The organism is Riemerella anatipestifer ATCC 11845 = DSM 15868, from assembly GCF_000252855.1.
In the GTDB taxonomy this organism is placed as follows: Bacteria; Bacteroidota; Bacteroidia; order Flavobacteriales; family Weeksellaceae; genus Riemerella; species Riemerella anatipestifera.
In genome coordinates, this window is sequence record NC_017045.1 from 1,528,584 (window position 1) to 1,553,666 (window position 25,083).

Annotated in this window: 27 protein-coding genes and 1 tRNA gene; 22 read left to right on the plus strand and 6 right to left on the minus strand. The window is 34.9% G+C overall.

Annotated elements, in window-relative coordinates; all coding sequences use genetic code 11:
* Nucleotides 1-26: 26 nt before the first annotated feature.
* From RA0C_RS07260 to RA0C_RS07270, 3 genes are all read right to left on the minus strand, one after another.
* A tRNA-Asn gene (locus tag RA0C_RS07260) sits at nt 27-100 on the minus strand.
* 71 nt (nt 101-171) lie between these two features.
* Nucleotides 172-1,503 carry an RIP metalloprotease RseP gene (rseP, locus tag RA0C_RS07265; protein ID WP_004916196.1) on the minus strand — a complete coding sequence of 444 codons (1,332 nt, stop codon included), beginning with the start codon at nt 1,501-1,503 and terminating at the stop codon, nt 172-174.
* A gap of 106 nt (nt 1,504-1,609) precedes the next feature.
* On the minus strand, nt 1,610-2,038 hold the full coding sequence (locus RA0C_RS07270) for a DUF6646 family protein (protein WP_004916198.1): 429 nt from the start codon (nt 2,036-2,038) through the stop codon (nt 1,610-1,612).
* An 80-nt stretch (nt 2,039-2,118) separates the two neighbouring features.
* Between RA0C_RS07270 and RA0C_RS07275 the strand changes: the two genes are divergently transcribed.
* Nucleotides 2,119-2,880 carry an amidohydrolase gene (locus RA0C_RS07275; protein WP_004916199.1) on the plus strand — a complete coding sequence of 254 codons (762 nt, stop codon included), beginning with the start codon at nt 2,119-2,121 and terminating at the stop codon, nt 2,878-2,880.
* A gap of 63 nt (nt 2,881-2,943) precedes the next feature.
* Here the strand turns inward: RA0C_RS07275 and RA0C_RS07280 are convergent, their stop codons facing one another.
* A complete protein-coding gene (locus RA0C_RS07280; RefSeq protein WP_013447034.1) occupies nt 2,944-3,990 on the minus strand; it encodes a Cj0069 family protein in 1,047 nt (348 codons plus the stop codon).
* 144 nt (nt 3,991-4,134) lie between these two features.
* Here RA0C_RS07280 and uvrB point away from each other — a divergent pair, with 144 nt between their 5' ends.
* From uvrB to RA0C_RS07385, 21 genes are all read left to right on the plus strand, one after another.
* Nucleotides 4,135-6,135, plus strand: coding sequence for an excinuclease ABC subunit UvrB (gene uvrB / locus RA0C_RS07285; RefSeq protein WP_004916203.1), 2,001 nt, complete (start codon nt 4,135-4,137; stop codon nt 6,133-6,135).
* 25 nt (nt 6,136-6,160) lie between these two features.
* Nucleotides 6,161-6,685 carry a Crp/Fnr family transcriptional regulator gene (locus tag RA0C_RS07290; protein ID WP_004916204.1) on the plus strand — a complete coding sequence of 175 codons (525 nt, stop codon included), beginning with the start codon at nt 6,161-6,163 and terminating at the stop codon, nt 6,683-6,685.
* Between the two features lie 49 nt (nt 6,686-6,734).
* Nucleotides 6,735-7,286, plus strand: a complete 552-nt coding sequence (locus tag RA0C_RS07295; RefSeq protein ID WP_004916206.1) for a DinB family protein — start codon at nt 6,735-6,737, stop codon at nt 7,284-7,286.
* Nucleotides 7,287-7,833: 547 nt separating this feature from the next.
* Nucleotides 7,834-9,069 (plus strand): OmpP1/FadL family transporter, encoded by a 1,236-nt coding sequence (locus RA0C_RS07305; protein WP_004916211.1) that lies wholly within the window; start codon nt 7,834-7,836, stop codon nt 9,067-9,069.
* A gap of 12 nt (nt 9,070-9,081) precedes the next feature.
* Nucleotides 9,082-10,542 carry an SGNH/GDSL hydrolase family protein gene (locus RA0C_RS07310; RefSeq protein ID WP_013447036.1) on the plus strand — a complete coding sequence of 487 codons (1,461 nt, stop codon included), beginning with the start codon at nt 9,082-9,084 and terminating at the stop codon, nt 10,540-10,542.
* 89 nt (nt 10,543-10,631) lie between these two features.
* Nucleotides 10,632-11,570: a ribose-phosphate pyrophosphokinase gene (locus RA0C_RS07315; RefSeq protein WP_004916214.1), complete on the plus strand. Its 939-nt coding sequence runs from the start codon at nt 10,632-10,634 to the stop codon at nt 11,568-11,570.
* Between the two features lie 56 nt (nt 11,571-11,626).
* Nucleotides 11,627-12,235 carry a 50S ribosomal protein L25/general stress protein Ctc gene (locus RA0C_RS07320; protein WP_004916215.1) on the plus strand — a complete coding sequence of 203 codons (609 nt, stop codon included), beginning with the start codon at nt 11,627-11,629 and terminating at the stop codon, nt 12,233-12,235.
* An 80-nt stretch (nt 12,236-12,315) separates the two neighbouring features.
* Nucleotides 12,316-12,894, plus strand: a complete 579-nt coding sequence (locus RA0C_RS07325; protein WP_004916216.1) for a SprT-like domain-containing protein — start codon at nt 12,316-12,318, stop codon at nt 12,892-12,894.
* 13 nt (nt 12,895-12,907) lie between these two features.
* Nucleotides 12,908-13,996 (plus strand): mannose-1-phosphate guanylyltransferase, encoded by a 1,089-nt coding sequence (locus RA0C_RS07330; protein WP_013447038.1) that lies wholly within the window; start codon nt 12,908-12,910, stop codon nt 13,994-13,996.
* Nucleotides 13,997-14,039: 43 nt separating this feature from the next.
* Entirely contained in the window at nt 14,040-15,572 is a 1,533-nt protein-coding gene (locus RA0C_RS07335) for a YifB family Mg chelatase-like AAA ATPase (RefSeq protein ID WP_004916218.1), read from the plus strand.
* Nucleotides 15,573-15,587: 15 nt separating this feature from the next.
* On the plus strand, nt 15,588-16,379 hold the full coding sequence (locus tag RA0C_RS07340; RefSeq protein ID WP_004916219.1) for a GLPGLI family protein: 792 nt from the start codon (nt 15,588-15,590) through the stop codon (nt 16,377-16,379).
* 217 nt (nt 16,380-16,596) lie between these two features.
* Nucleotides 16,597-17,187, plus strand: a complete 591-nt coding sequence (locus RA0C_RS07345) for an RNA polymerase sigma factor (protein WP_004916220.1) — start codon at nt 16,597-16,599, stop codon at nt 17,185-17,187.
* 47 nt (nt 17,188-17,234) lie between these two features.
* Complete coding sequence (locus RA0C_RS10625; protein WP_004916221.1) at nt 17,235-17,369, plus strand: hypothetical protein; 135 nt, start codon at nt 17,235-17,237, stop codon at nt 17,367-17,369.
* A gap of 15 nt (nt 17,370-17,384) precedes the next feature.
* Nucleotides 17,385-18,080, plus strand: a complete 696-nt coding sequence (locus RA0C_RS07350) for an HAD family hydrolase (RefSeq protein WP_004916222.1) — start codon at nt 17,385-17,387, stop codon at nt 18,078-18,080.
* Nucleotides 18,081-18,177: 97 nt separating this feature from the next.
* The gene (gene trpS / locus RA0C_RS07355; protein ID WP_004916223.1) at nt 18,178-19,146 is read left to right on the plus strand and encodes a tryptophan--tRNA ligase; all 969 of its coding nucleotides are present in this window, start codon (nt 18,178-18,180) and stop codon (nt 19,144-19,146) included.
* A gap of 57 nt (nt 19,147-19,203) precedes the next feature.
* Nucleotides 19,204-19,890, plus strand: a complete 687-nt coding sequence (locus RA0C_RS07360) for a LysE family translocator (protein WP_004916226.1) — start codon at nt 19,204-19,206, stop codon at nt 19,888-19,890.
* Nucleotides 19,891-19,896: 6 nt separating this feature from the next.
* Nucleotides 19,897-20,826, plus strand: a complete 930-nt coding sequence (locus tag RA0C_RS07365; protein WP_004916227.1) for a S66 peptidase family protein — start codon at nt 19,897-19,899, stop codon at nt 20,824-20,826.
* Between the two features lie 3 nt (nt 20,827-20,829).
* A complete protein-coding gene (locus RA0C_RS07370; RefSeq protein WP_004916229.1) occupies nt 20,830-21,198 on the plus strand; it encodes a YraN family protein in 369 nt (122 codons plus the stop codon).
* A gap of 108 nt (nt 21,199-21,306) precedes the next feature.
* Nucleotides 21,307-21,966, plus strand: coding sequence for a hypothetical protein (locus tag RA0C_RS07375; RefSeq protein ID WP_004916231.1), 660 nt, complete (start codon nt 21,307-21,309; stop codon nt 21,964-21,966).
* A gap of 57 nt (nt 21,967-22,023) precedes the next feature.
* Nucleotides 22,024-23,049 carry a sensor histidine kinase gene (locus RA0C_RS07380; RefSeq protein ID WP_004916232.1) on the plus strand — a complete coding sequence of 342 codons (1,026 nt, stop codon included), beginning with the start codon at nt 22,024-22,026 and terminating at the stop codon, nt 23,047-23,049.
* A gap of 10 nt (nt 23,050-23,059) precedes the next feature.
* Nucleotides 23,060-23,806 (plus strand): LytR/AlgR family response regulator transcription factor, encoded by a 747-nt coding sequence (locus RA0C_RS07385; protein WP_004916233.1) that lies wholly within the window; start codon nt 23,060-23,062, stop codon nt 23,804-23,806.
* Here RA0C_RS07385 and RA0C_RS07390 read toward each other — a convergent pair.
* A complete protein-coding gene (locus tag RA0C_RS07390) occupies nt 23,803-24,159 on the minus strand; it encodes a DUF4870 domain-containing protein (protein ID WP_228481897.1) in 357 nt (118 codons plus the stop codon). The two genes, RA0C_RS07385 and RA0C_RS07390, sit on opposite strands and share 4 nt — an antisense overlap.
* A 111-nt stretch (nt 24,160-24,270) precedes the next feature.
* The gene (locus RA0C_RS07395) at nt 24,271-24,936 is read right to left on the minus strand and encodes a C40 family peptidase (RefSeq protein WP_004916235.1); all 666 of its coding nucleotides are present in this window, start codon (nt 24,934-24,936) and stop codon (nt 24,271-24,273) included.
* Between the last annotated feature and the right edge of the window lie 147 nt (nt 24,937-25,083).

Sequence of the window (25,083 nt, forward strand, 5' to 3'; positions counted from 1 at the left end):
GACCTACATTTCTGTAAGTCTTTTTGCTCCTCCTGCTGGGCTCGAACCAGCGACCCTCTGATTAACAGTCAGATGCTCTAACCAACTGAGCTAAGGAGGAATGGTTTGTTGTTTTTTCGTGGTGCAAATATAGAAACTTTTTCTAATATCTTCCAAATTTATTTTTAAAATTTATTTAAAAATTTTAAAAATGTCACTTCCAATAATGAGTAACATCAATCCCATAAGGAAAATTACTCCTATGGTTTGAGCATTTTCAAGCACTTTTTGAGGGACAGGTTTTCCTGTAATAACTTCCCATAGAGTAAACATAACATGCCCTCCATCTAAACCAGGTATAGGCAGTAAATTAAGGAATGCTAGCCATACCGAAAACATAGCGGTAAATGCCCAAAAGGCTTCCCAATTGATAGAGGTTGGCATCATTTTAACGATACCTATTGGTCCAGAAACTTTTTTATAACCTTGTGTTTTTTGGTTGAAAATAATTTTGAACTGTTTTACTTGCATTACTAGAGCGTCTATTGTTCTTTCTAATCCTCTAGGTATAGCTTGTAGTAAACTGTATTCCTTATTTACTAAAGTATTGTTAAGTGATTTTAATATTTCTTCTTCGTTGGGAGTAAAACCAAGTTTTCCATCTTTATTTACTGTAATAGTTTGCTTCAATAGATTTCCATTTCTCAGAACTTCAATTTCTGTCGTTTGATTTTTAAGGTTTTTAAGTATAGAGGCAAGATTGTCAAAATACTTTATAGGAGTATTGTTTATACCAACTATTTTGTCTCCTTTTTTAAGTTGAGCCTTTTGTGCAGGGCTATTGGGTAAAATACTATCTATAACTATAGGGAATCTAGCAGAATAAATTGCTCTAACTTCATTAGCTTTCATAACTTCCGCTACACCATCTTCATTAGTAGGAAAAGTAACCTCTTTGCCTTCTCTAAGTACGGTAATTTCGTCTGATAAAAGCAGGTTTATCATAGAGTTTTCCATTCTTTCAGCAGGTTTACCATCTATGGCAACTATTTTGTCTCCATTTTGTAGTCCCATCTTTTGGGCAGCTTCACTTACGGCAATTCCGTCCTCAAATTTGCTATTATCGCGGTAAGTTTCTCCATTAAAAAAGCTAAGACAAGAATAAATAAACCAAGCTAAAAAGAAATTCACGGTAACACCACCAAGCATAATGATGAGCCTTTGCCAAGCAGGTTTAGAACGAAACTCCCAAGGTTGTGCAGGTTTTTTAAGTTGTTCGGTGTCCATACTTTCGTCCACCATACCTGCTATTTTTACATAACCTCCGAACGGAAGCCAGCCGATACCGTATTCTGTTTCTCCAATTTTCTTTTTAACAACAGAAAACCAAGGGTCAAAGAAAAGATAAAACTTCTCAACTTTAGTTTTAAAATATTTAGCTGGAATAAAATGTCCTAACTCATGTAAGGTAACTAAAATTGAAATACTAAGAACAAATTGAAATATTTGGGTTAACAAATCCATGTTATATTTTTGTTTTAAATTGGTGCAAAGGTAATAAACTAAAATGATTTTGAATAAAAAAGAGACTACCAAAGGTAATCTCTCTTAATGATGTTGATGGCTTTGTTTATAAATTGATAGAAACTCCTAGTCCTCCGTTGTTGCCTATTTCGGCAAAAACGCCTAATTTTTTAGTGAAGAAATATCTTGCACCAATGTGAGCTCCTAGCCCAAACCCATTTCCAAGTACACCTATATCTAGACCAGGATAGATGTCTAGCTGGTCAGGTAGGTTAAGGGCATCTTGTAGGTGGTAATTAGCTCTACCGAATAAGAAAAAACCATTTTCTTTTTTGTTATTGAAATAAAAATGAGCTCCACCTCCTAGCGAAATAGCATCTGTAATTCCATAATCATAAGTACCCGATAGCCCAGAACCGTAGCCCCAAGCAGAAAGCCCTATTTGTATTTTTTGGTCTCCTTTTCCATTCCAAGCCTGAGCAAACGAAAACTGAGTTAGTGCAACTGTCATTAAAATTAAAAGTGTTTTTTTCATAGAAATCTATTTTTAGTTTAAATTAGCCTCAAAAATAAAGATATATTTCCTTACAGTAACGCCATTTTTTCAACTTAATTATGAATGATTTTAAAATTACAGCTTTAAACTTTGATATTCAGTGGAAATTGCCATTAGATAATTTTAGCAAAATAGAAGATAGTCTTAAAGGTATAGATGCTAATTTGTTCCTCCTTCCTGAAATGTTCTCTACAGGATTTTATATGAAACCAGAAGAAATCGCAGATGAGCAAGAAAAAACACTACAGTGGATGAAAGTTTTAGCTAAAAATAAAAATGCTGCCATTGGAGGTAGTGTTTCCGTGAAAGAAGGCAATAATTACTATAATAGATTTTATTTTGTTAAGCCTTGTGGAGATTATCATTTTTATGATAAAAGACATCTTTTCTCATACTCTGGGGAAGATAAAGTCTATTCTAAAGGTAATAATAGAGTAATTGTGGAGTATGAAGGCGTGAGATTTTTACTGCAAATCTGTTACGATTTACGCTTTCCTGTATTTAGTAGAAATAAAGGAGATTATGATATGGCTTTATATGTGGCTAATTGGCCTATCCAAAGAATAGATGCGTGGAATACTTTGTTAAAAGCTAGGGCAATTGAAAATCAAGCCTATGTATTTGGGGTTAATAGAGTAGGTACAGATGGCAATGGATTAGAATATCCTGAAAGCACTCATTGCTTTTTTCCTGATGGCAGAGAAGTTTCTCATAAAAAAGGAGATTTAGTAGAGGTTGTTTTAGATATGGAAAGTTTGAATAAATTTAGAACGAAGTTTCCTTTTTTAGGAGATGCTGATGACTTTAAAGTTAGTCTTTAAAAAAGAAAAATCTCTTAAACTAGTTTTGTAGTTTAAGAGATTTAAAAAATCAAAAAAATGATATTATCTGCCTTCTGCTAGTCGTATAGCTTCTTTAGCAACCTTTTCTTGTATGCCCATATCTAGGTGGCTTGTAAAGCCTACACACGAACAATTAATTTCACCTAAAACATACTTGTCGCTACCATCTGGGTGATAGTCTAGCATAAAGTCTGCCGTCCAAATGAGAGGTGTATTTTTCTCCTCTAATATTTCTTTTACTTTTGGAAGTTGAGAAAGGAAAATATCCATTAGTGGTTTCCAATCTTCGGGGCTATCGTAGCGGTATTGTGCCCCAGAAAACAAAGTCGCGGAGAAAGCATCTTCTGTATTGGCTGGTTTTTTATGTACTACAAAAACAGGTTCTTCGCCTACCATTAGAATTCTAATTTCGCCTTCTTTAATCCTAGGCATAAATCTCATATCTACTAGCATACCGTTTTCCCCAGTAATATACCTCTCACAAAAATCCATAAACCCTTCTAGCGTTTTGTATTCCACGTGATTGTCCACAGCTTCAGTTAATTTGAGTGGCGTATCTAGAGGGAGTTCATCTCCTGCTTGGTAAGAAATATTGCCGTCCACCTGCACTCTCCAAATACCTTCCCCAGTACTTCCTCGGTTTTGTTTTAGAACTCTTTCACCATGCGAGATACTTCTTGGGAAATGCTTTCTGAATTCTTCTGTGGTATAATAAGCGAAAGTATCTGTAGGCACAAGGCTAGTATTTGCCAATTTTACAAGAGCATCTTTTGCTCCGAATTTTATCATAGATTTCGGCTCGCTCATTCCTACAAGACCATGCTCTGAAAGTTTTGATAGAATAGAAAAATATATCTTTTCATTGTCAGGCAACGAGCCTGGATTTACTCTACTAATATAAGCGTCGAAGTTGTCTTTTACATAATTAAAGATTTCTTCAGCTTTATCATTTTCAAACTTTACTACTTCAGCATTCCAGCCTAAATCTTTAATGGAATTTAAGATAGGTAGAGTATCCTTTCTGTGTCCGTCTGCACCTTTATCACTACCTCCAACAGATTCAAAAATTACAATTTTCTTATGTTTCATAATCAAATAAAATTAACCTATCAAAGGTAAGGATAAACTACTTGAAAAACTATGATGTTTATCAATGTTTACATTTTTGTAATATGATATTGATAAGTGTTTTTAGATATGAGTTTATGGTTAATTATTAGTTATATTTGTGAAATGAAATTTAAACTCCATTCTGAATTTAAACCTACTGGAGACCAACCACAAGCGATTGATAAGTTGGTTTCAGGGATAGAACAAGGGCAACCCTACCAAACTTTGCTAGGGGTTACAGGCTCTGGTAAAACTTTTACCATTGCTAATGTGGTAAATACTGTTCAACGACCTACTATTGTTCTTGCCCATAACAAAACTTTGGCAGCTCAGTTATTTATGGAGTTTAAGGAATTTTTTCCTGAAAATGCGGTAGAATATTTTGTATCCTATTACGATTATTACCAGCCCGAAGCATACATTGCCAGTACGGGAACTTACATAGAAAAAGACCTTAGTATAAATGAGGAGGTAGAGAAATTAAGGCTTTCCGCTACGACAAGTCTTCTTTCAGGGAGGCGAGATGTGCTTATTGTGGCTTCGGTGTCGTGTATTTATGGTATTGGTAACCCAACGGAGTTTAATAAATCTCTTATAGAATTGGAGCTACAATCTAAAATTTCTAGAACAGATTTGCTCCACAAACTTGTTAATGCGCTTTATTCTAGGGCAGTTAATGAATTTGTACGAGGGAGTTTTAGAGTTAAAGGAGATGTGATAGATATTTTTCCTGCTTATGCCGATAATGCGATTAGAATAAGATTTTTTGGTAACGAAATTGATAAAATCCAAAGTTTTGACCCTATTTCAGGAAGCATAATGGGTGATTTTGATAAAATTAATATTTACCCTGCTAATCTATTCGTTACCTCAAAAGAAACTATGAATAGTGCTATTAGAGAAATCCAAGATGACCTTGTAAAGCAAGTGGATTTTTTTAATGAAATAGGAAAAAACCTAGAAGCCAAGCGTTTGAAAGAGAGAACGGAATTGGATTTGGAAATGATAAAAGAGCTAGGCTATTGTTCTGGCATAGAGAATTATTCTAGGTATATGGACGGTAGAAATCCTGGTTCTCGCCCGTTTTGTTTATTAGATTATTTTCCGAATGATTATTTAATGGTGATAGACGAAAGCCACGTAACCATACCTCAAGTACACGCAATGTACGGCGGCGACCGTAGTAGAAAAGAGAATTTGGTAGAATACGGGTTTAGGCTACCAGCCGCTATGGATAACAGACCTTTGAAGTTTGAGGAGTTTGAAAGTATGCAAAACCAAGTCATCTATGTATCTGCCACGCCAGCGGATTATGAATTGGAAAAGACGCAAGGCGAATATGTGGAGCAGATTATCCGCCCAACAGGTTTGCTAGACCCGATTATAGAGGTAAGACCTACCCTTAATCAGATAGATGATTTAATGGAGGAGATTCAAAAAAGAGCAGAGGAAGATGAGAGGGTTTTAGTAACCACACTCACAAAGAAAATGGCAGAAGAACTCACTAAATATTTTACCAAATTTGGGATAAGAACCAGATACATTCATTCTGATGTAGATACATTGGAGCGCATACAGATAATGCAAGATTTGCGTGCAGGACTTTTTGATGTACTTGTGGGGGTTAATCTACTTAGAGAAGGTTTAGATTTACCAGAGGTATCTTTGGTGGCTATCTTAGATGCAGATAAAGAGGGTATGCTTCGTTCTCGCCGTTCAATGATACAGACGGTAGGACGAGCGGCTAGAAACATCAATGGCAAAGCCATTATGTATGCAGATAAGATGACTAAATCTATGCAAGCCACCATTGATGAAACCAACTATCGTAGAGAAAAACAAATGAGCTACAACGAGGCTAACGGTCTTATACCACAGCCTTTAAATAAGAAAATATCCGATGTTTTGGTAGGGCATACACCTGATTTCCCGAAACAAGAATATATCCAAAAAGAAATTGTGAAGCAGGTAGCTGAAACAAAGGTTAGCTATGGTAATGCAGAGGATTTGGAGAAAATAATAGCAGAGAAACAAAAACAAATGGAAGCTGCTGCAAAACAATTAGACTTTATCTTAGCCGCAAAACTAAGAGATGAAATAAAGGCTCTAAAAGGAACACCGTAAATACTCTCAATTAAAACCATAATTGATGCTAACGCCCCAAGACCTCAATAATATCATTAAATTATCGGAGAAAACCATTCGCTTAAAAAGGAATGACTTACTTAAAGCCTCTGCTTCGGTAGATACCAACCTCTATTACATCACTAAAGGTAGCTTTAGAGTGTATCTTCTAAACAAAGAACGAGAACAAACGGTGAGGTTAGGTTATACAGGCGATTTCATTGTTGCTCTTGATTCTTTTCTGTCCCAAAAACCATCGGAGTTTTTAATTCAAGCAATAAAAGCTTCGGAAGTGAAAATAATTCCCAAATACAAAATAGACGCATTTCTAGACAAAGAGGACAACCAAAAATTATGGATAGCCTTGCTAGAAAACCTACTCCTCCAACAGATGGAACGCGAGAAAGATATTTTAACCCCATCTACAAAAGAAAGATATCTGCGTGTTTTAAGACGAAGCCCAAGGCTTTTCCAAGAAATTCCTAACAAATATATAGCAGATTACTTAGGTATAAGTGCCGAAACTTTATCAAGGTTGAAAAAATCTTGACTCTCATCAATTTTTATTAAAGCTACGCTACAGAACTTTGCAGAAAAAAATGCGTACAGAACTTTTATTACAGACCTTAGAGTGGCAAATTAAAGAAGCTATAACAACGGCTGAAATTCTTAAAACTAAAGACCTAGATTACCTTACTTGGAAACCACAGGAACACTCGTGGAATATATTAGAATGTGTAGAACACCTTAATCTATATGGTGATTTTTACCTCCCCGAATTTGAATTAAAAATAAAATCCTCTCATACCATACCAGAGGCAGATTTCAAAAGTGGTTGGTTGGGAGGCTATTTTGCAAAAAGGATATTGCCAAACCCCAAAAGCAAAATGAGAACAGCAAAGAGTAAAAACCCAATCAACAAAAACCTAGATAAATCGGTTTTAGAACGATTTATTTATCAGCAAGAGCGGTTTTTAGAGTTGCTAAATTTATCTAGAAGCATCAGCTTAAGCAAAACGAAAATAAATATTTCCATTTCTAAATGGATAAAATTACGACTAGGAGATGGTTTTATGTTCTATGTCAATCATATTTTAAGACACTTACATCAAATAGAACATCTACAACAGGTTTACCAAAATATAGTGTGAAAATAAATTGGGCTCTCCGTTGTGTATTTTATAGTATTTGACTTAATATTATTGGCATTTATGCATTTTACATTAAAAAGGTTAATACCTCTTAGGTAATAGCTGATGCCCCCTTCGTAACGGCATCTTGCTCCCTATAAAACGGGTTAATGACCACTCAAGTAATAGTCAACGTCCCCTTAGCGACGGTATCTTGCCTCCTATAAAACGGGACGATGGCTACTCAAGTAATAGTTAACGCCTCCTTAGCAACGGTATCTTATCCCCTACAAAACGGGTTAATGACCACTCAAATAATAGTTAGCGAGCCCTTAGTAACGGTATCTTACGCCCTACAAAACGGGGTAATAACCACTTTTCAGGTAATCATTATCACGAGTTCGTTTAATATTAAACAAAAAAAATATTTTATTCCTATTGATTTGTAATCAATCCTGAAAATTGGCTATTTAGAATAGTTTTAATTTTTAAACATCACTTATTTTATCGCTATCGTTTAAAAAAAAGTTCTATATTTGAAAACTTTAATTAACTAACATAACAGTTTATGAAAAAAATAATATTAACATCGGCAGTATTATGCGGTGTGTTAGCCCAAGCAGGAGGCTTTAGAGTTTCTTTGCAAGGGGTAAAACAGTTGGCTATGGCGCATACAAGTGCTCACGCAGAAGATGCGAGTGTGGCTTTCTTTAATCCCGCAGGTATATCCTTCATTCCGTCCAAACTAAGTGTTGTAGCAGGAGGCTTTGGTGCATTATCTAGCGTAACATATCAGAATTTAAACACTTTAAACTCTTACACTACTGATAATCCTTTAGGAACGCCTTTCTATGCGGCGGCAGCTTATAAGGTAACAGATGATATTTCATTAGGATTTAGTGTTACAACTCCTTTTGGAAGCACTGTGCAATGGGGCGAAGATTGGGCTGGGAAGGAAATGGTTCAGAAAATGGAGCTCAAGAGCTTTTTCTTTCAGCCAATGGTATCTGTAAAGTTAGCCAATTGGGTATCTTTAGGGGCAAGTTATATTTACGCTAAAGGCTCTGTAAATTGGGATAAAGCTGTAACTAGCGTTAATGGAACAATGAACATCAAAGACGGAAAAGCGTCAGGACAAGGTTTCTCGTTTGGTTTTTACTTTAAACCTGATGAAAAGTGGGACGTTAGTGTAGCTTACCGTTCGCCAGTAGATATGAAAGCTAATAGTGGGAAAGTTTCGTTTAATATGCCGAAAAGTTTATATCCTTTAAGAGGACTTGATGCTAATGGGCAAGATAATTTTAAAGCAACATTACCTCTAGTAGATGAGTACACAATAGGAGCAACTTACAAGATTACACCTAAATGGTTAGTTTCTGCTGATTTTAACTATACAGGCTGGTCGGAGTACAGCCACCTAGCGTTAGATTTTGAAAACGCTAAACTTGGCAACCAGCCTAATGATGCTACCTTACTTGTTACACCTAAGAATTTCAAAAACACTCAAACTTGGCGTTTCGGAACCCAATATATGGTAACGGATAAAATAGCAGCCAGACTAGGCTATTACTATGATGAATCTCCCTATACAGACAAAGATTTTATCCCAGAAACCCCATCGTTTAACTCTAGTGTTGTTACAGCAGGTTTAGGATTTAAACTAAACAAAGTAGGGATAGATTTAGCAGGTGCAATGGCTTTTCCACAAGCGAGAACAGTAGCTAATGATTATTATAGTTTTTATGGACAGGCTAAGGCTAAAGCAGTATATTTTGGTTTAGGCCTATCTTACAACCCTTTTTAATTTAACAGATTTATGAAAAAAATAATGATATCCTCATTAGCGGTAGCATCTATGTTATCCGTTATGAGTTGTAAAACAGATTTTGATACAGATGTAGCAGATATTGCTATCACAAAAGGAGAAGCCGACTTCTCAAATTATGTAGCACTAGGAAACTCTCTTACTTCTGGTTATAGGGATAGGGCGTTGTATTCTAGTGGGCAATTAGAATCGTATCCAGCAATGATAGCGGCTCAAATGCGGAAAGCGGGTGGTGGTGCGTTTACTCAACCAATGATGCCTAATGATGTAGGTGGGTTTAGTAATTTACCAGATTTCCCAGGTAAATTGGTGTTAAGCTTAGAGGAAGGAGCTCTAGCTCCTAAACCTTCAACTCCTACTGAGGCTTTAGATAAACTGACTGGAGCTTTTAACAATATGGGAGTTCCTGGAGCTAAGTCATTTCATTTAGTGGCAGATGGCTATGGTAGCAAGACGGCTCTAGCATTGGGAAAGGCTAACCCTTACTTTGTTAGATTTGCATCAAGTGATAATACGAGTGTACTTAAAGATGCTATGGCTCAAAAACCAACGTTCTTCTCTCTATGGATAGGAAATAACGATGCTCTTTACTATGCTGCTTCTGGTGGGGTTGGTAAAGACCAGACGGGAAACCTTGATCCAAGAACCTATGGAAATAACGATATCACGGACCCTAATGTGTTAGCCGCTTCTATTAAAGCCATATTAGATGGAATGAAGGCTGTAGGTGCTACCAAAGGGGTTATCGCGAATATTCCAGATATTACTTCTATACCATTCTTTACAACAATACCGTCTATGCTTAGATTAGACCTCACAGAAGCTCAAGCAGCGGGGCTTATGTCTATGGAAGCCTATGGTAAGTATAATGCTGCTTTAAAACAAGCTAAAACTTTGGGACTTTTAACTGCCGAAGAATATAACAAGAGAGTAATTAATTTTGTTGCAGGGAATGTGGTTAGTGGATTAGTAATAGAAGATAAAGATTTAACCAATCTGTCAGCATTGGGTATTCCTTCGTATAGACAAACCACCTCCAGTGATTTTATTCTATTGCCTAATTTAAAATTTGTGAAAGAACAAGGAGGAGGAACTAAAGTAGTCTTGAAAGATGAGCAGGTTCTAACATATACAGAAGCTAAGAGGGTACAGGTAGCTACAGCTAAGTACAATGCAAGTATAAAAGCCTTAGCAGATGCTTATGGGTTGGCCTTTGTAGATGCTAATGCTAAAATGGTAGAGTTAAATGGCACTTCTGGAATTCAGTTTGATGGAGTTAAATATACTACCTCTTTTTTAACAGGTGGAGCATTTTCATTAGACGGGGTACACCTTACGGGTAGAGGCTATGCGGTTATTGCTAACGAATTTATAAAAGCAATTAACGCTAAGTATAAATCCACACTTCCACAAGTGAATCCGAACAGTTATTCAGGAATTAAATTCCCATAAAATTTAAATAATTGAAAGAATAAAAGCAGTTTAAAATTTTTAAACTGCTTTTATTTTTTTAACTTTGCAACCTCAATAAAAAAGTAAAAATGGCAAATCAGGCAAGTTATCTATTCAGTACGAGAACCAGTAAAGACTTAGCAGAGAAAATCGCAAAACATTACGGTCAAGAGTTAGGGAAAATTAACTTCCAATCCTTTAGTGATGGTGAGTTTGAACCTGTTTTAGACCAATCTGTAAGAGGTGGGAGAGTGTTTTTGATAGGCTCTACTTTTCCTCCAGCAGACAATCTTTTAGAAATGCTTTTAATGATAGATGCGGCTAAAAGAGCATCAGCTAAGAGCATCACTGTGGTTATACCTTACTATGGTCTTGCGAGACAAGACAGAAAGGACAAACCAAGAGCTCCAATAGGAGCAAAGCTGGTAGCCAATTTATTAACTGCAGCGGGAGCAACAAGAATTATGACGATGGATCTTCACGCAGACCAAATACAAGGGTTCTTTGAAATTCCAGTAGATCACCTTTATGCTTCTACTATTTTTGTGGATTATATCAAATCTTTAAATTTAGATAACTTAACCATTGCTTCACCAGATATGGGAGGAGCAAAAAGAGCTAAAAACTATGCAGGGCATTTAGGTGCTGAAGTTGTGATAGCCTATAAGGAAAGAAAAAAAGCCAATGTGGTGGAGGAAATGTTCCTAATCGGTGATGTAACAGATAAGAATGTTATCTTGATAGATGATATGATAGACACAGCTGGAACGCTTTGTAAAGCCGCTGATATCCTCATAGAAAAAGGAGCAAAGAGCGTAAGAGCGATGGCAACTCATGCGGTGTTTTCTGGAAAGGCTTACGAGAATATAGAAAACTCTAAAATAACAGAAGTTATTGTAACTGATACAATTCCTATCAAAAATAATTTGTCATCTAAAATAAAAGTGCTATCTTGCGCTCCATTATTTGCCGAAGTAATGCAGATGGTACACGAACATAGATCTATTAGTGATAAATTTATCATCTAATTGATAATCAGTAAATAAAAACAATTGGAAATAAAACAATTTTAAATTTTTTATAAATGAAATCTATTACAATTCAAGGACAGAAAAGAGAAAGCGTAGGCAAAAAATCTACGAAAGCGTTACGCGATGCTGAATTAGTTCCTTGTGTTGTTTATGGAGGTAAAGAACCTTTACATTTTTCTACTGAAGAAAAATCGTTCAAAAACTTGGTTTACACTCCTGAGGCACACACGGTATCTATTGAAGTAAACGGAGAAACTATTCCAGCGGTATTGCAGGATATTCAGTTTCACCCTATTACAGACAGAATCCTTCATGTGGACTTCTATCAGTTAAGCGATGACAAACCAGTGGTTATGGAGGTGCCAGTAAGAATTACAGGTAGATCTAGAGGGGTTGTTGCTGGTGGTGTACTTAGACAATCTTTCAGAAAGCTTAAAGTAAAAGCGCTTCCTGCTAACTTACCAGACGAAATCGTTATAGATGTAACGAAACTAAGAATTGGTAACAAAACTTATGTAGGTGATATCAAATCTCCAGATTACACATTTATGCATCCAGACAATGCTGTGGTAGTGGCAGTTAAGATGTCTAGAACTGCAATGAAAGGTGGAGCTATTGCTGATGATGACGATGAAGAGGAGGAAGAAGCTGCAGCTGAATAAGATTTAACAAGAATTTATAATCATAAATCCCACTTTTAACAGGTGGGATTTTTATTTTTGTATATAGGAAAGATTATAGAATGTCAAAAGAGAGGCTGGTAGATTTTCTTCCATTGGGAGCTTTTAGTTATGTGGAAAAATGGTGTAATGGTTATTCTGTATTTATTAAAATAACTAAAGATAGAGTGTCTAAGTTGGGGGATTATAAGAAATTAAAAAATAAAGGTCATCAGATTACAATTAACGGAGGACTTGAGAAACCTTTGTTCTTTTTTGTATTAACTCACGAAATAGCACATCTTATAGCATTTGAGAAATATAAAAAGATAGCTCCTCACGGCAAAGAATGGAAGCAAACTTTTAGGGAGCTAATATTAGAAAGCTTGGAAATTTATGATGTTGATTTTCAAAAAATATTATTAAAATTCTCTAAAAATCCTAAGGCAAGTTTTAATGCGAGTCGGGATTTAGAAATGTATTTTAAAAAAGAAAACAGAGATGGAGCTTTATTTATAGAAAATTTAGACGAAGGGCAGATTTTTACTTTCAGAAACGCCAAATTTAGAATGATTGAAAAAAAAGAAAAAGCGTTATCTTTGTACTCATCTGGATACAGGGAGGCAATATTTGTTCAGTCCTTTTGCAGAGATTTTAATTGATTAAATAAGAGAAATGGAATATAATAAAAATCACTATTGTGTCATTATGGCAGGGGGGATTGGGAGTCGTTTTTGGCCTCTAAGTACCCAAAGCTATCCTAAGCAATTTCAAGATATACTAGGTGTGGGTAGAACTATGATACAACAAACTTATGACCGAGTGTCTAAGCTTGTTTCTACCGAAAACATTTTTGTTATTACTAATAAAGAGTATGTTAGTTTGACATCGGAGCAATTACCAGAGTTACCTTTCCAGAACATTATAGGAGAGCCTATGATGAAAAACACTGCTGCCTGTAACATCTATATGGCTAATATTATTTCAGAGCAAAATCCAGATGCTCAAATAATAGTTACACCTGCAGACCACCTTATTTTAAAGGAAGATAGGTTTTTAGACAAAGCTCTATTGGGGTTAAATATTGCTGCGGAAAATGATTATTTAATCACATTGGGAATCACGCCTACGCGTCCAGATACAGGGTACGGCTATATTCAGTTTGTGGAAGAGAAAGGTATGCCATTACTAAAAGTAAAAACCTTTACCGAAAAACCTAATTTAGAAATTGCTAAAACATTCTTGGAGGCAGGAGATTTCCTTTGGAATGCGGGGATATTTATTTGGTCCGCTAAAAGTATTATAAAAGCATTCTCCAAGCATCTGCCTGAGATGAAGCATCTTTTTGACGAATGTGATTATGACGCTAATGAAACTGAGCCTAATTGTATAGAAAAAATATATCCAAAGGCAGAGAAAATATCTATTGATAACGGGATTATGGAGAAGGCAGATAATGTCTATGTGATTCCAGCTGACCTTGGTTGGAGCGATTTAGGAACTTGGAACTCTGTCTACGACAATGCAGAAAAAAACGACGAGCAAAATTCTATCAATTCCAAATATATTTTAACTTATAACTCTAAAGGCAATGTGATAAGGTTAAAAGAAAGTAATAAATTGGCAATTATAGATGGGCTACAAGATTATATAGTGGTAGATACAGAAAAAGCACTCCTTATTTGTCCTAGAGAAAATGACCAAAAAATAAAAGATTTTGTTTTAGATTTAAAAAACATCAAAAGCGGAGAAGATTTTATGTAATATTTAAAGAAAAACATTTAAATTTAATCCAAAATCTGTATAGATGTTGGTAAAAGTTTACGGTAGTGCAATACATGGTGTTTCAGCACAAACTATCACAATAGAAGTTAATGTAGATCAAGGTGTCGGTTACCATTTGGTAGGATTGCCAGACAATGCTATTAAAGAAAGTAGTCATAGAATTTCCGCTGCACTTAAAAATGTAGGCTATAAATTGCCTGGGAAGAAAATTACCATAAATATGGCTCCTGCTGATCTCAGAAAAGAAGGTTCAGCCTATGATTTAAGCATTGCGTTGGGGATTTTAGCTGCATCGGGTCAGATTATAGCTCCAGAGATAGAGCGGTATCTTATTATGGGAGAGCTTTCGTTAGATGGAGGTTTACAACCAATTAAAGGAGTGTTACCCATTGCAATAAGAGCTAGGGAAGAAGGTTTTAAAGGAATTATTTTACCAAAACAAAACACAAGAGAGGCTGCTATTGTAAACGATTTGGAAGTTTATGGTGTAGAAAACATCAAAGAGGTAATAGATTTTTTTAATGAAAACTGCCCTTTAGAACCAACTAAAGTCAATACACGAGAGGAATTTCACAAAAGAGTAAATCTTTTTCCATTTGACTTTTCAGAAGTTAAAGGTCAAGAGACCGCTAAAAGAGCGATGGAAGTTGCGGCGGCAGGAGGACATAATATTATTCTCATTGGTCCGCCAGGAAGTGGTAAAACAATGCTAGCAAAACGAATTCCAAGTATTCTTCCTCCTTTAACATTGAAAGAAGCGTTAGAAACCACTAAAATACATTCCGTAGCAGGAAAGATGGGAGCTGAAACTTCCCTTATGACCATCAGACCTTTTAGGTCGCCGCATCATACTATTTCCGATGTAGCATTAGTAGGTGGCGGCAGTTATCCTCAACCTGGGGAAATTTCTTTGGCTCACAATGGGGTGTTATTTTTAGATGAGATGCCAGAGTTTAAAAGAACTGTTCTAGAAGTTATGAGGCAACCTTTGGAGGATAGAGAAGTTACTATTTCTAGAGCCAAGTTTACGGTAAACTATCCTGCTAGTTTTATGCTCGTGGCATCTATGAATCCTAGCCCTAGCGGATTTTTCCCTGATGACCCTAATAATACCTCTTCTTCTTTTGAGATGCAACGCTATCTTAATAAACTTTCAGGACCTCTTTTGGACAGGATAGACATTCATATAGAAGTTCAAAAAGTGGAATTTGACCAACTATCCGACAAAAGAAAAGGAGAGTCTAGTGAGATTATCAGACAAAGGGTGCTAAAAGCAAGGGAAATACAGCAAGAACGCTATCAAGATTTGGCTATTAGTTACAATGCTCAGATGGGACCTAAAGAAATAGAGCATTTTTGCGAATTAGATGAGGTATCTCTACTTTTAATCAAAAATGCTATGGAAAAGCTCAATCTTTCTGCAAGGGCTTATGACCGTATTTTAAAAGTATCTAGAACCATAGCAGATTTAGAAAGAGAAACCAATATACAAAGTCATCACATTGCGGAAGCTATACAGTATAGAAGTTTAGATAGAGATTTTTGGAAAGTTTAATTAAAAACTTTTACTATGAGAATACTGATATATATTATATTGTGCTCTGTGGGGAATCTTTGTTTTGGACAATATAGAGTAGATTATAGAGTATGGCATAGAGTGGATTCTGCGATAAGTATGGAACATACAAAGCCTTACGATATGAGTTTATATATAAAAAATGCTAAACACTCAGTGTACATATCTCCATTGAAGGTTTATAATGACTCCTTAGATAACATTACGAAAGTAGAAAGTCTAGGAGACCTCACGCTGTTAATGGGGAGTAAGAAGAGAGGAGGACAACAACGAGAGTATATTGTAGCTAATTTGGAGGCTCAACGCATAGACCAATATTTAAAGGTAACATCTGATTGGTTTAAATATTCTACAACAGTTCCTAGATGGAAGTTAGTAGAAGAAACTAAAACTATAGGAACATTTATATGTCATAAAGCTATTACGGAACTTTCTGGGAGAGCCTATGCTGTTTGGTACACAGAAGAAATTCCCATTTCTGAGGGACCTTTTAAATTGATGGGACTTCCTGGTTTGGTATTGTTTGCAGAGGACGGTACAGGAGATGTTAAGATAGAACTTGTTGCTGTTCAGAAATCTAACAAAGGTATAGAGGATTTAAACTTAATGAAGGAAAACACTAGTGAAATAAAAAATTATAAAAAACTTTTAGAGTTAACAAGAGCGTCATTTTATAATAGAGCTCACCCTCAATTGTATGATAGTTTTGACCAAAAAAGTAAGAAACAAGCAGACGAAAGGTACGAAGCTAGAGTGAGAAAATATAATAATTTTATAGAAAGATAATGGGTAAAATCCTATCATTTTCGGTGGGATTTTATTATAATTTCCGCTTTCTTTGTTAAAAAATCTTAAATATCATATTTTTTATATACATTTGTCCTCTCAAAATAGACATTTATAGGGATAACTTTACATTTTTTAATCGTTTAACAATTAGTAATAATCAACGGTCTTCCAAGTAAGGAATGGTTTTACTTTGGTTTAAATTAAAGGTAAAGTTATGGAAATAATTACGGATAGTCTGCTCATACAAGAGTATCAAAATGGCAATGAACTAGCCCTAGAAAGGCTTATAGAAAGAAATCAATCTGACCTTTTTAACTTTATTTTTTACAAGGTGCTAGATGAAAGTTTAGCAAATGATATTTTCCAAGATACCTTTATGAAAATTATCATCAAGTTGAAAAAAGGAGAGTATAAAGATGAGGGCAAATTTGTACTTTGGGCAAAGCGTATTGCTCACAATCTAATTATAGACCATTACCGATTGTTATCTAAGCATAAAAAAGTTTCAGAAACCTCATATTCAGATGAGGAATTTTCTATTTTTGACCATATTAGCGAACCTACGGAAAATATAGAGGATTATTTAATTTCTCTTCAGATAAATGAAGACCTTATGAAAATGATACAACTCTTACCAGATAACCAAAAGGAAGTGGTAAAACTCCGTTTTTTTGATGGACTTAGTTTTAAGGAAATTGCAGAGCATACGGATTGTAGCATCAATACCACTTTAGGCAGAGTAAGGTACGCTGTGATGAACCTTAGAAAAATAATGGAAGAAAATCAAATAATTTTAACAAGATAAACACTAAAGGTCTGAGCTTTTCGTTCTATGGTAAAATATATGTGCCTATGAAAAAAGTTTATCCTAGTGTAGTAAAGGTAAAATTACCAAAAACTTCTACGATAAAATTTTTATTAGATTTTTCTAAATCCTTATCGGTGCTTTCTTCCAAGAAGAGAGTTTATGTACTTCCAAAAAATTAACTAATTTTGTGCCTTATGAAGATAAGGCACATTTTTTTTGATTTAGACAACACACTTTGGGATCATCGTAAAAATGCGAGACTCACGCTCCAAAAACTTTTTAATAAATATTTGATTGAGGATAAAATCGGAGTAGATTTTGAAACCTTTCATGAGGTGTATCATACCATTAACGAAGAGCTTTGGGCTAAAATTAGAGACGGAATTATAGATAAAGAAACTTTAAGAAAACATCGTTTTTATGATGTGTTTCTTCATTTTGGATTAGATGATTTTGAACTATCTCAAACCTTTGAAAATCTTTTTCTAGACGAGATTATAGAATACAACGAGCTGGTAGAGGATAGCATTTTTATTTTAGATTATTTAAAAAACAAAGGCTATACTCTTCATATTCTGTCTAATGGTTTTCAGGAGGTTACTCATAGAAAGTTAGATGGAAGTGGCATTGCTCATTACTTTGATACGGTAACAAGCGCAGACGAAATAGGACTAAGAAAACCTCATCCTGAGATTTTTCAACTCGCTTTAGATAAAGCGAAAGCAACGGTGGAGGAGTCTTATTTTATAGGAGATGATTGGATTGCAGACGCTTTGGGTGCTAGAGATTTTGGTTTGAAAGTTTTATTTTTTGATGTCTTCAACGAAGGTTTTGAGGAGCAAGGCGTTATCAATATTAAATCTTTAGCGGAGGTAGAGCGTTATCTTTAGAGAATGCAGAGCCATAAGGAGTGGTAAAAAATCATTACTTTTGTAAATCCTTTCCTGATGAAGGAAGGGATATTTAATTTTTAAAATTAGAAATACTATGTCAAGAATACTTACGGGAATTCAAGCTACGGGGACGCCTCATTTAGGAAATTTGTTAGGAGCGATAATCCCAGCAATAGAGTTATCTAAAAACCCTGAAAACGAATCGTTTTTATTTATTGCCAATATGCATTCTTTAACCCAAATAAAAGATGCAGAAGTACTAAAACAAAATACTTACGAAATAGCGGCTGCTTGGCTGGCTTTTGGTCTTGACACGGAAAAAACTTATTTCTATAGACAAAGTGATATACCTGAGGTGTGTGAATTGTCGTGGTATTTGTCTTGCTTTTTCCCTTATCAAAGGCTTACTTTAGCTCATTCATTTAAAGATAAAGCGGACCGTTTGGCAGACGTAAATGCTGGACTTTTTACTTATCCCGTTCTAATGGCAGCAGATATACTATTGTACGATGCGGAGATAGTTCCTGTAGGGAAAGACCAGCTACAGCACTTAGAAATGGCAAGAGATATGGGTGCGAGGTTTAACAATCAAATGGGAGAAACTTTTGTATTACCACAAGAAGAACTGCAAGAAAATACTAAGTATGTGCCTGGAACTGATGGTAACAAAATGTCTAAATCTAGAGGAAATATCATCAATATATTTTTACCAGAGAAACAGCTTAAAAAACAGGTGATGTCTATAGAAACGGATTCTAAAACTTTAGAAGAGCCTAAAGACCCTGAAACGGATAAAGTATTCGCTTTATACGAACTAATAGCTACACCAGAACAAACAGAACAGTTAAGACAGAAATATTTAGCAGGAAATTTTGGCTACGGGCACGCTAAAACAGAACTTCTTAATTTAATTTTAGAAACTTACTCAAAGGAGAGAGAGTTATTTAATTACTATATGACTCACCTTGATGAGCTAGAAGCCAAGCTGAAAGAAGGAGCAGAAAAAACAAGAAAAGTAGCAGCGGAAACTTTGACTAGAGTGAGAAAAAATTTAGGAATGTAGTCGTAATAAAACTGTAAGGTCATTTGCTAGAGATTTTGTAATATTGAAAAAAACTAAATGCTAGAACTTATATTTTCTGCTATTGGCTTGGGGCTAATGTTGAGTTTGGTTTTTATAGGACCTATCTTTTTTCTGCTTATAGAAACTAGCTTTTCGCGTGGAGCAAGGCATGCATTAACCTTAGATATAGGTGTTATAACTGCAGATTTGGTTTGTATCTTGGTGGCCTACTTTGCGAGTGATGATTTAGTAGAGATTATAGACGAATATCCTAGCTTTTATAGAATTACGGCTTTTATTATCTTCATTTATGGGATTTTTATGATAGTCTCCAAAACTAAAATGAGGATAGAGGGAGGTCAGAAAATCATTAGTCAAAACTATTTTAAAACTTTTTTAAATGGCTTTTTACTGAATATTCTTAATATAGGTGTGGTTTTATTTTGGTTGGTTACTGTAATATCAGTGCGAAACCAATATCCTAATCCGTATAAATTTACTTTATACATTGGAATTATGATAGCCACCTACATTGGAATAGATTTAATTAAAATCCTTTTGGCAAAACAATTTCATCATAAATTGACTCAAAACCTGGCTAATAAAATACGAAGTGCTGTCGGAGGGATATTGGTTATCATTAGTGTATTTATATTTATGCAGAGCTTCAAAAAATTTAATAAGTTTGACCAAGAGTTAGAAAGAAGCGGCTATGTGAGGGATTCTCTAAAAATCAGAAAATAATTGTGTATGATAACATTTCCCAAAAAACTAAAAAAAGGAGCTAAAATAGGCATTATTTCTCCCGCAGGTGCTGTAGAGGCTTCACAAATACAGACAGGTATAGAACGAATACAGTCTAAAGGATATGAACCTATTTTGAGTCCGCATTGCTTGGGGATTTTTAAGAATGGATACAATTATTCTGGGACAGAGAAAGAGCGTTTATCGGACATCAATTGGGCATTTTCTAGCTCGGAGCTTTCGGCAGTATGGGCAACTAGAGGAGGTTATGGTTGTCAGCATCTCATTAAAAAGATTAAATTATCTGCCTTCAGGGAGAATCCTAAATGGTATATAGGTTATTCAGACAATACTGTAATCCAAAGTTATCTTCTAAAAAACGGATTTGCTAGCATACACGGGCAAACACTTAAAACCGCTTCGTTTGGGGTCTCGGAGGAAAGTTATGAGTTTATTTTTGATATTCTTGAGGGAACACTTCCTAAATATGAAATTATACCACACGCATTTAATAAAGAAGGTGTAGCGGAAGGCACTCTAATAGGCGGAAATTTAGCCTTGATTTATGCCTTGTTGGGAAGTCCATATTCCTTTAATTTTAAAGATAAAATCCTTTTTATAGAAGATATAGGCGAGAACTTTTACGCTCTTGATAGAATGCTGATGGGGCTAGAACTTGCAGGAGCATTTAGAAAAATAAAAGGGCTCATCATAGGTGGTATGACGAATATGGGCTCCGAAACCGATAATCCAAACTATGAAGACAGTTTTGATAGCTTTGCTTATGAAATTGTAAAACAAAGATTGGAGAAATATAAAATCCCTGTGATGTATCAGTTTCCTAATGGGCATATCTATCATAATTTGCCGCTTATTTTGGGGGCTTCGGTTCGCCTTGAAATTACCTCTGAAAAAGCAGAACTTTTTTATCTATAAAAAATGGCAGAGCATAATGATTTTGGAAAAGAAGCCGAAAATCAAGCCGTATTTTTCTTGGAGCAAAAGGGCTATAATATCATAGCCAGGAACTTTAGATACCTTAAAGCAGAGCTAGATATTATTGCCGAAAAAGATAATACTCTAGTGGTGCTAGAAGTTAAAGCAAGGCAGCACAATGCTTTAGTAGAGCCTCACGAAGCAGTAAACAAACGGAAAATAAAACTCATTATTTCTGCTACTAACGAATTTCTACAAAGCTATCCCAAAAATTTAGAAGTGAGATTCGACATTGTTTCGATTATTAAGACGCCACAAAATGCCTTTGAAATTACTCACATAGAAAGTGCTTTTGAAAGTATAGATGGATGAGTTTTACAGTTCACTCATATAAAACTACCATTCAGTAAGATATTTTTATTTAGGGCAAAGGTCCGTTTTATATTTGCATCAGAAAGTTTAACAAAAAAATATCTTATTATGAAAAACAAAGTTCTAAACACAAAGAAATGGGTCGCTGTTTTAGCCGTAGTAGTTAGCACAGATTTTGCACACGCACAAACCGATTATCAATCTCAACTACAAAAGAGCATTGTTCAGATGGAACAATCCAAAAATGCCCAAGAGTTGGCTCCCGTAACTAAAGCGTTTGTGAAAATAGCTGAAGAAAATCCTAATCAGTGGTTGCCTTACTATTATGCGAGTTACAATAGTGTAATGGAAGGGTTCAGAGGTAATTACACCGATAAAACCAAGTTAGAAACCTTAGCTAACCAAGCTGAAGAATGGATGAAAAAGGCAGAGGCTCTTTCGCCTGAAAATGCAGAGATTTATATTCTTAAAGCTCGCATCAATGGATTGAGAATGATGATAAATCCACAGAAATATTATGCGACTGATGGCAAATCTTATGGCGAAAATTTAGCGAAGGCTAAAAAACTTAGCCCTAATAATCCGAGAATTACTTTGCTGAAAGCTGAAACGGTGTACTATACGCCAAAAGAACACGGTGGAAGTAAGGAACTTGGTTTAAAACTATTTGAAAAAGCCTTAAAACAGTTTGAAACTCAAGAAGCCGAGCAAAAACTATTGCCTCATTGGGGCAAGAAAGAGGCTCAGTATTTCTTATCTTTGAAATAAATATAAATATTTTGGTGAGGAAGAACTTTCCTCACCATCTTTTTCAAAATTTAGCTTATGAAAACTTTTTCCTTTAAAAATATACGCACTTTGTTTATTGTAAGCGTACTTTCTGCTCTTTTCTTCTTTCTCATTACCTCGTCTGAAAAAACAATTCGTAACTTTTTTATTAGCTGGGCAATATCGCTTGTCTATACTTTTGGCTATGGGTTATGTAATGGATTGATGAATGAACAACTTAATGAAAAGTATAATTGGAATACTCATACTAAACCTCGTCTGATAATTGGACTTATAGCAACAGTTATTCTTAATACTCTAATAACTTATTTGCTAAATTATATTTCTTTTGTTCAGTTAAGAGGAGTTCCTACAGAAGATTTTTTTAGTAAAAAATACGGTTTTATCAATTGGTTTTGGATAAATTTCGCATTGCTAATATCATCATTATATCATGTTTACTATTTTATGAAAGCCTTGCAGCAAAGCACTCAAGAGAAAATAGAAGTGCAGGAGCAATTAGCCAAAGCCTCAGAGGCACAGTTTCAAAGTTTAAAGACTCAGTTAGACCCGCATTTTCTGTTTAATTCTTTAAATGTCTTAACAGCGTTGATTGAGGAAAACCCACCGAAAGCTCAAAAATTTACGGAAGATATGTCTAAAATATACCGTTATGTTTTGGAACAAAGAGACAAAAAAACGGTGAGTGTTGCCGAAGAAATCAGCTTTGCAAAAACCTATGCCGAACTTCTTAAAACCCGTTTTGAAGACAGTGTTAATTTTAGTTTTGATATAAATCCCAACTTTGAAAATCATTTGGTAGTGCCATTGTCCTTACAATTATTGTTGGAGAATGTGATTAAACACAACTTTGCTACCATTCAAAAACCGTTGAATATTAAGGTTTATACCGCCTCGTCTTATTTGATGGTAGAAAATAATTCACAAGCAAGAGAGATGCCTGCAGGTAGTACAGGCGTTGGATTAAAGAACATTCAGCAACGCTACGCCTTACTCACACATAAGGAAGTGAATGTTGTTAAAAATGAAACTGTTTTTCGTGTAGAAATCCCTTTGATATAATATTAAAAAAATGAAAGCAATTATTATAGAAGACGAACAACTTGCTGCAAGAAAGCTAAAACGAATGTTAGAGAAGTTTCCAGAGATAGAGGTGGTAGCAACTTTATCTTCGGTAGAGGAAGGCGTTGATTATTTTAAAACCCAACCGCACCCTGACCTTATTTTTTCGGATATTATGTTAGGTGATGGGCTGTCTTTTGATATTTTTGAACAAGTGCCTACCAAAAGTTTCATTATTTATACTACGGCGTTTGACCAATATACTTTAAAGGCGTTTAAGCTTAACTCTATTGATTATTTACTAAAGCCTTTTTCACAAGAGGATTTAGAACAGGCGATAGAGAAGTTTCATTCCTTCCTTCCAAAAGAACAAGGCTACGAACAACTAAATTTTAAAGAACTTATCCAAAAGGAAACACCTAAACTCACAAGAGTTGTAGCTAAAGTAGGATATAATTTAAAGGTATTAAGTATAGAAAATATTAGTTGTTTTTACAGCGAAAACAAAATCGTTTATGCTCAAACCGAGAGCAGAGCTTATCCTACGGAATTTACTTTAGATGAATTAGAAAAACTGTTAGATTTAAAGAAATTTTTCAGGGTTAATAGACAATTCATCATCAATTTAGAACATATTAAAAATATCCATACTTCCCCATATTACAAAGTGGAACTCAATCACCCGTTAGAGCAAGAAATTACGATAAGTAGAGAGCGAGTAAAACACTTTAAATCTTGGCTGGAAGGAGATTTTTAAATAAATCTAATAGTTAAAGGATATCTTATAGGTTGGTTATCCTTAGATTTAACAGCTTGTATAATAGGTACTATAATCATTATTAGTGCTATAATAGATATGAATAAAAAACCTATCAGAATAAAGCATAAAGGTACAGATACCAAAATGGCTATAAACATAGTGATTTGAAAGTTAATAATCTCTTTGCCTTGTTCATTTATTCCCAGTATTTCATCTTTTTTGAAAGCCCAGATTAAGAGAGGGATTATGAGTCCACCAAACCCTGTAATAAGATTAAATAATTGAGATAAATGTAGTAGGAACAACATATCTTTGTCTTCTATTTTGGTAGCAGGATTAGTATTTTTCATTTTTATCATAAGTAGTTACTTTATGCGAAGATAAAATATTTTTCGTTAAAATAAAGACGGCTTACCGAAAAATCAATAAGCCGTTCTTGTGTTTATTTCAAAATTATTATTCTATTGTATCACTCGTTTTGCAAATCTGTATCTTGGTCCCCAATATTTATCATTTAGAGAAGAAACTATAACGCCTTTAGAAGTTGCAGCGTGTATAAATTTAATATCGCCATCTTCTGTTATTTCTTGTACTATCCCTACATGAGAAATGCGTCTTCCGTGTGAAAAGAATACTAAATCTCCCTTTTGTAATTCTTGTTTCAATACCATTTCTCCCTCTTGTGCCTGCGCGGCAGCTACTCTAGGAAGGCTTATGCCAGTAACTTCATTAAATACAGATAGTACAAATGCAGAACAGTCTATACCACTTCTAGTAGTGCCTCCGTAACGGTAAGGAGTTCCTAAATAAGTACTCGCTTGATTAAGAATTTCGTCTATTGTTTGTGAGTGCTTAATAGCCTTCTCTATCTCGGCTTTAGTTTCTAAATTACTTACTCTTGCTAAAGTTGTTTTTGCTGCAACATAGTTAGCTTCGGCTTCATTTTGGTAAAGAGATTTTTTTGCTGAAGTTAAACTTGCTTTGCTTATTTTAGGTACTTTGGTATTAGATTTGTACTCTGTATTAGCGTTAGAGGGAGTAGCTGTAACTACATAGTTACTTACGCACGACTGTAAAGAAAAAGTGACTAAAGCTAATAAAACATATACTAAATTTTTGTTTTTCATTTCTGACTTATTTTAGTAGTCCCTATTAAATAAAGAATTCTTTTTCTTTAAAAAGACCTTACAAAGGTAAGTAATCTATGAGAAACCTCTTTTTAGAGCGTTACAGGAGATTATATATTTTAACATTTTTTAACATTATTTCAAGGT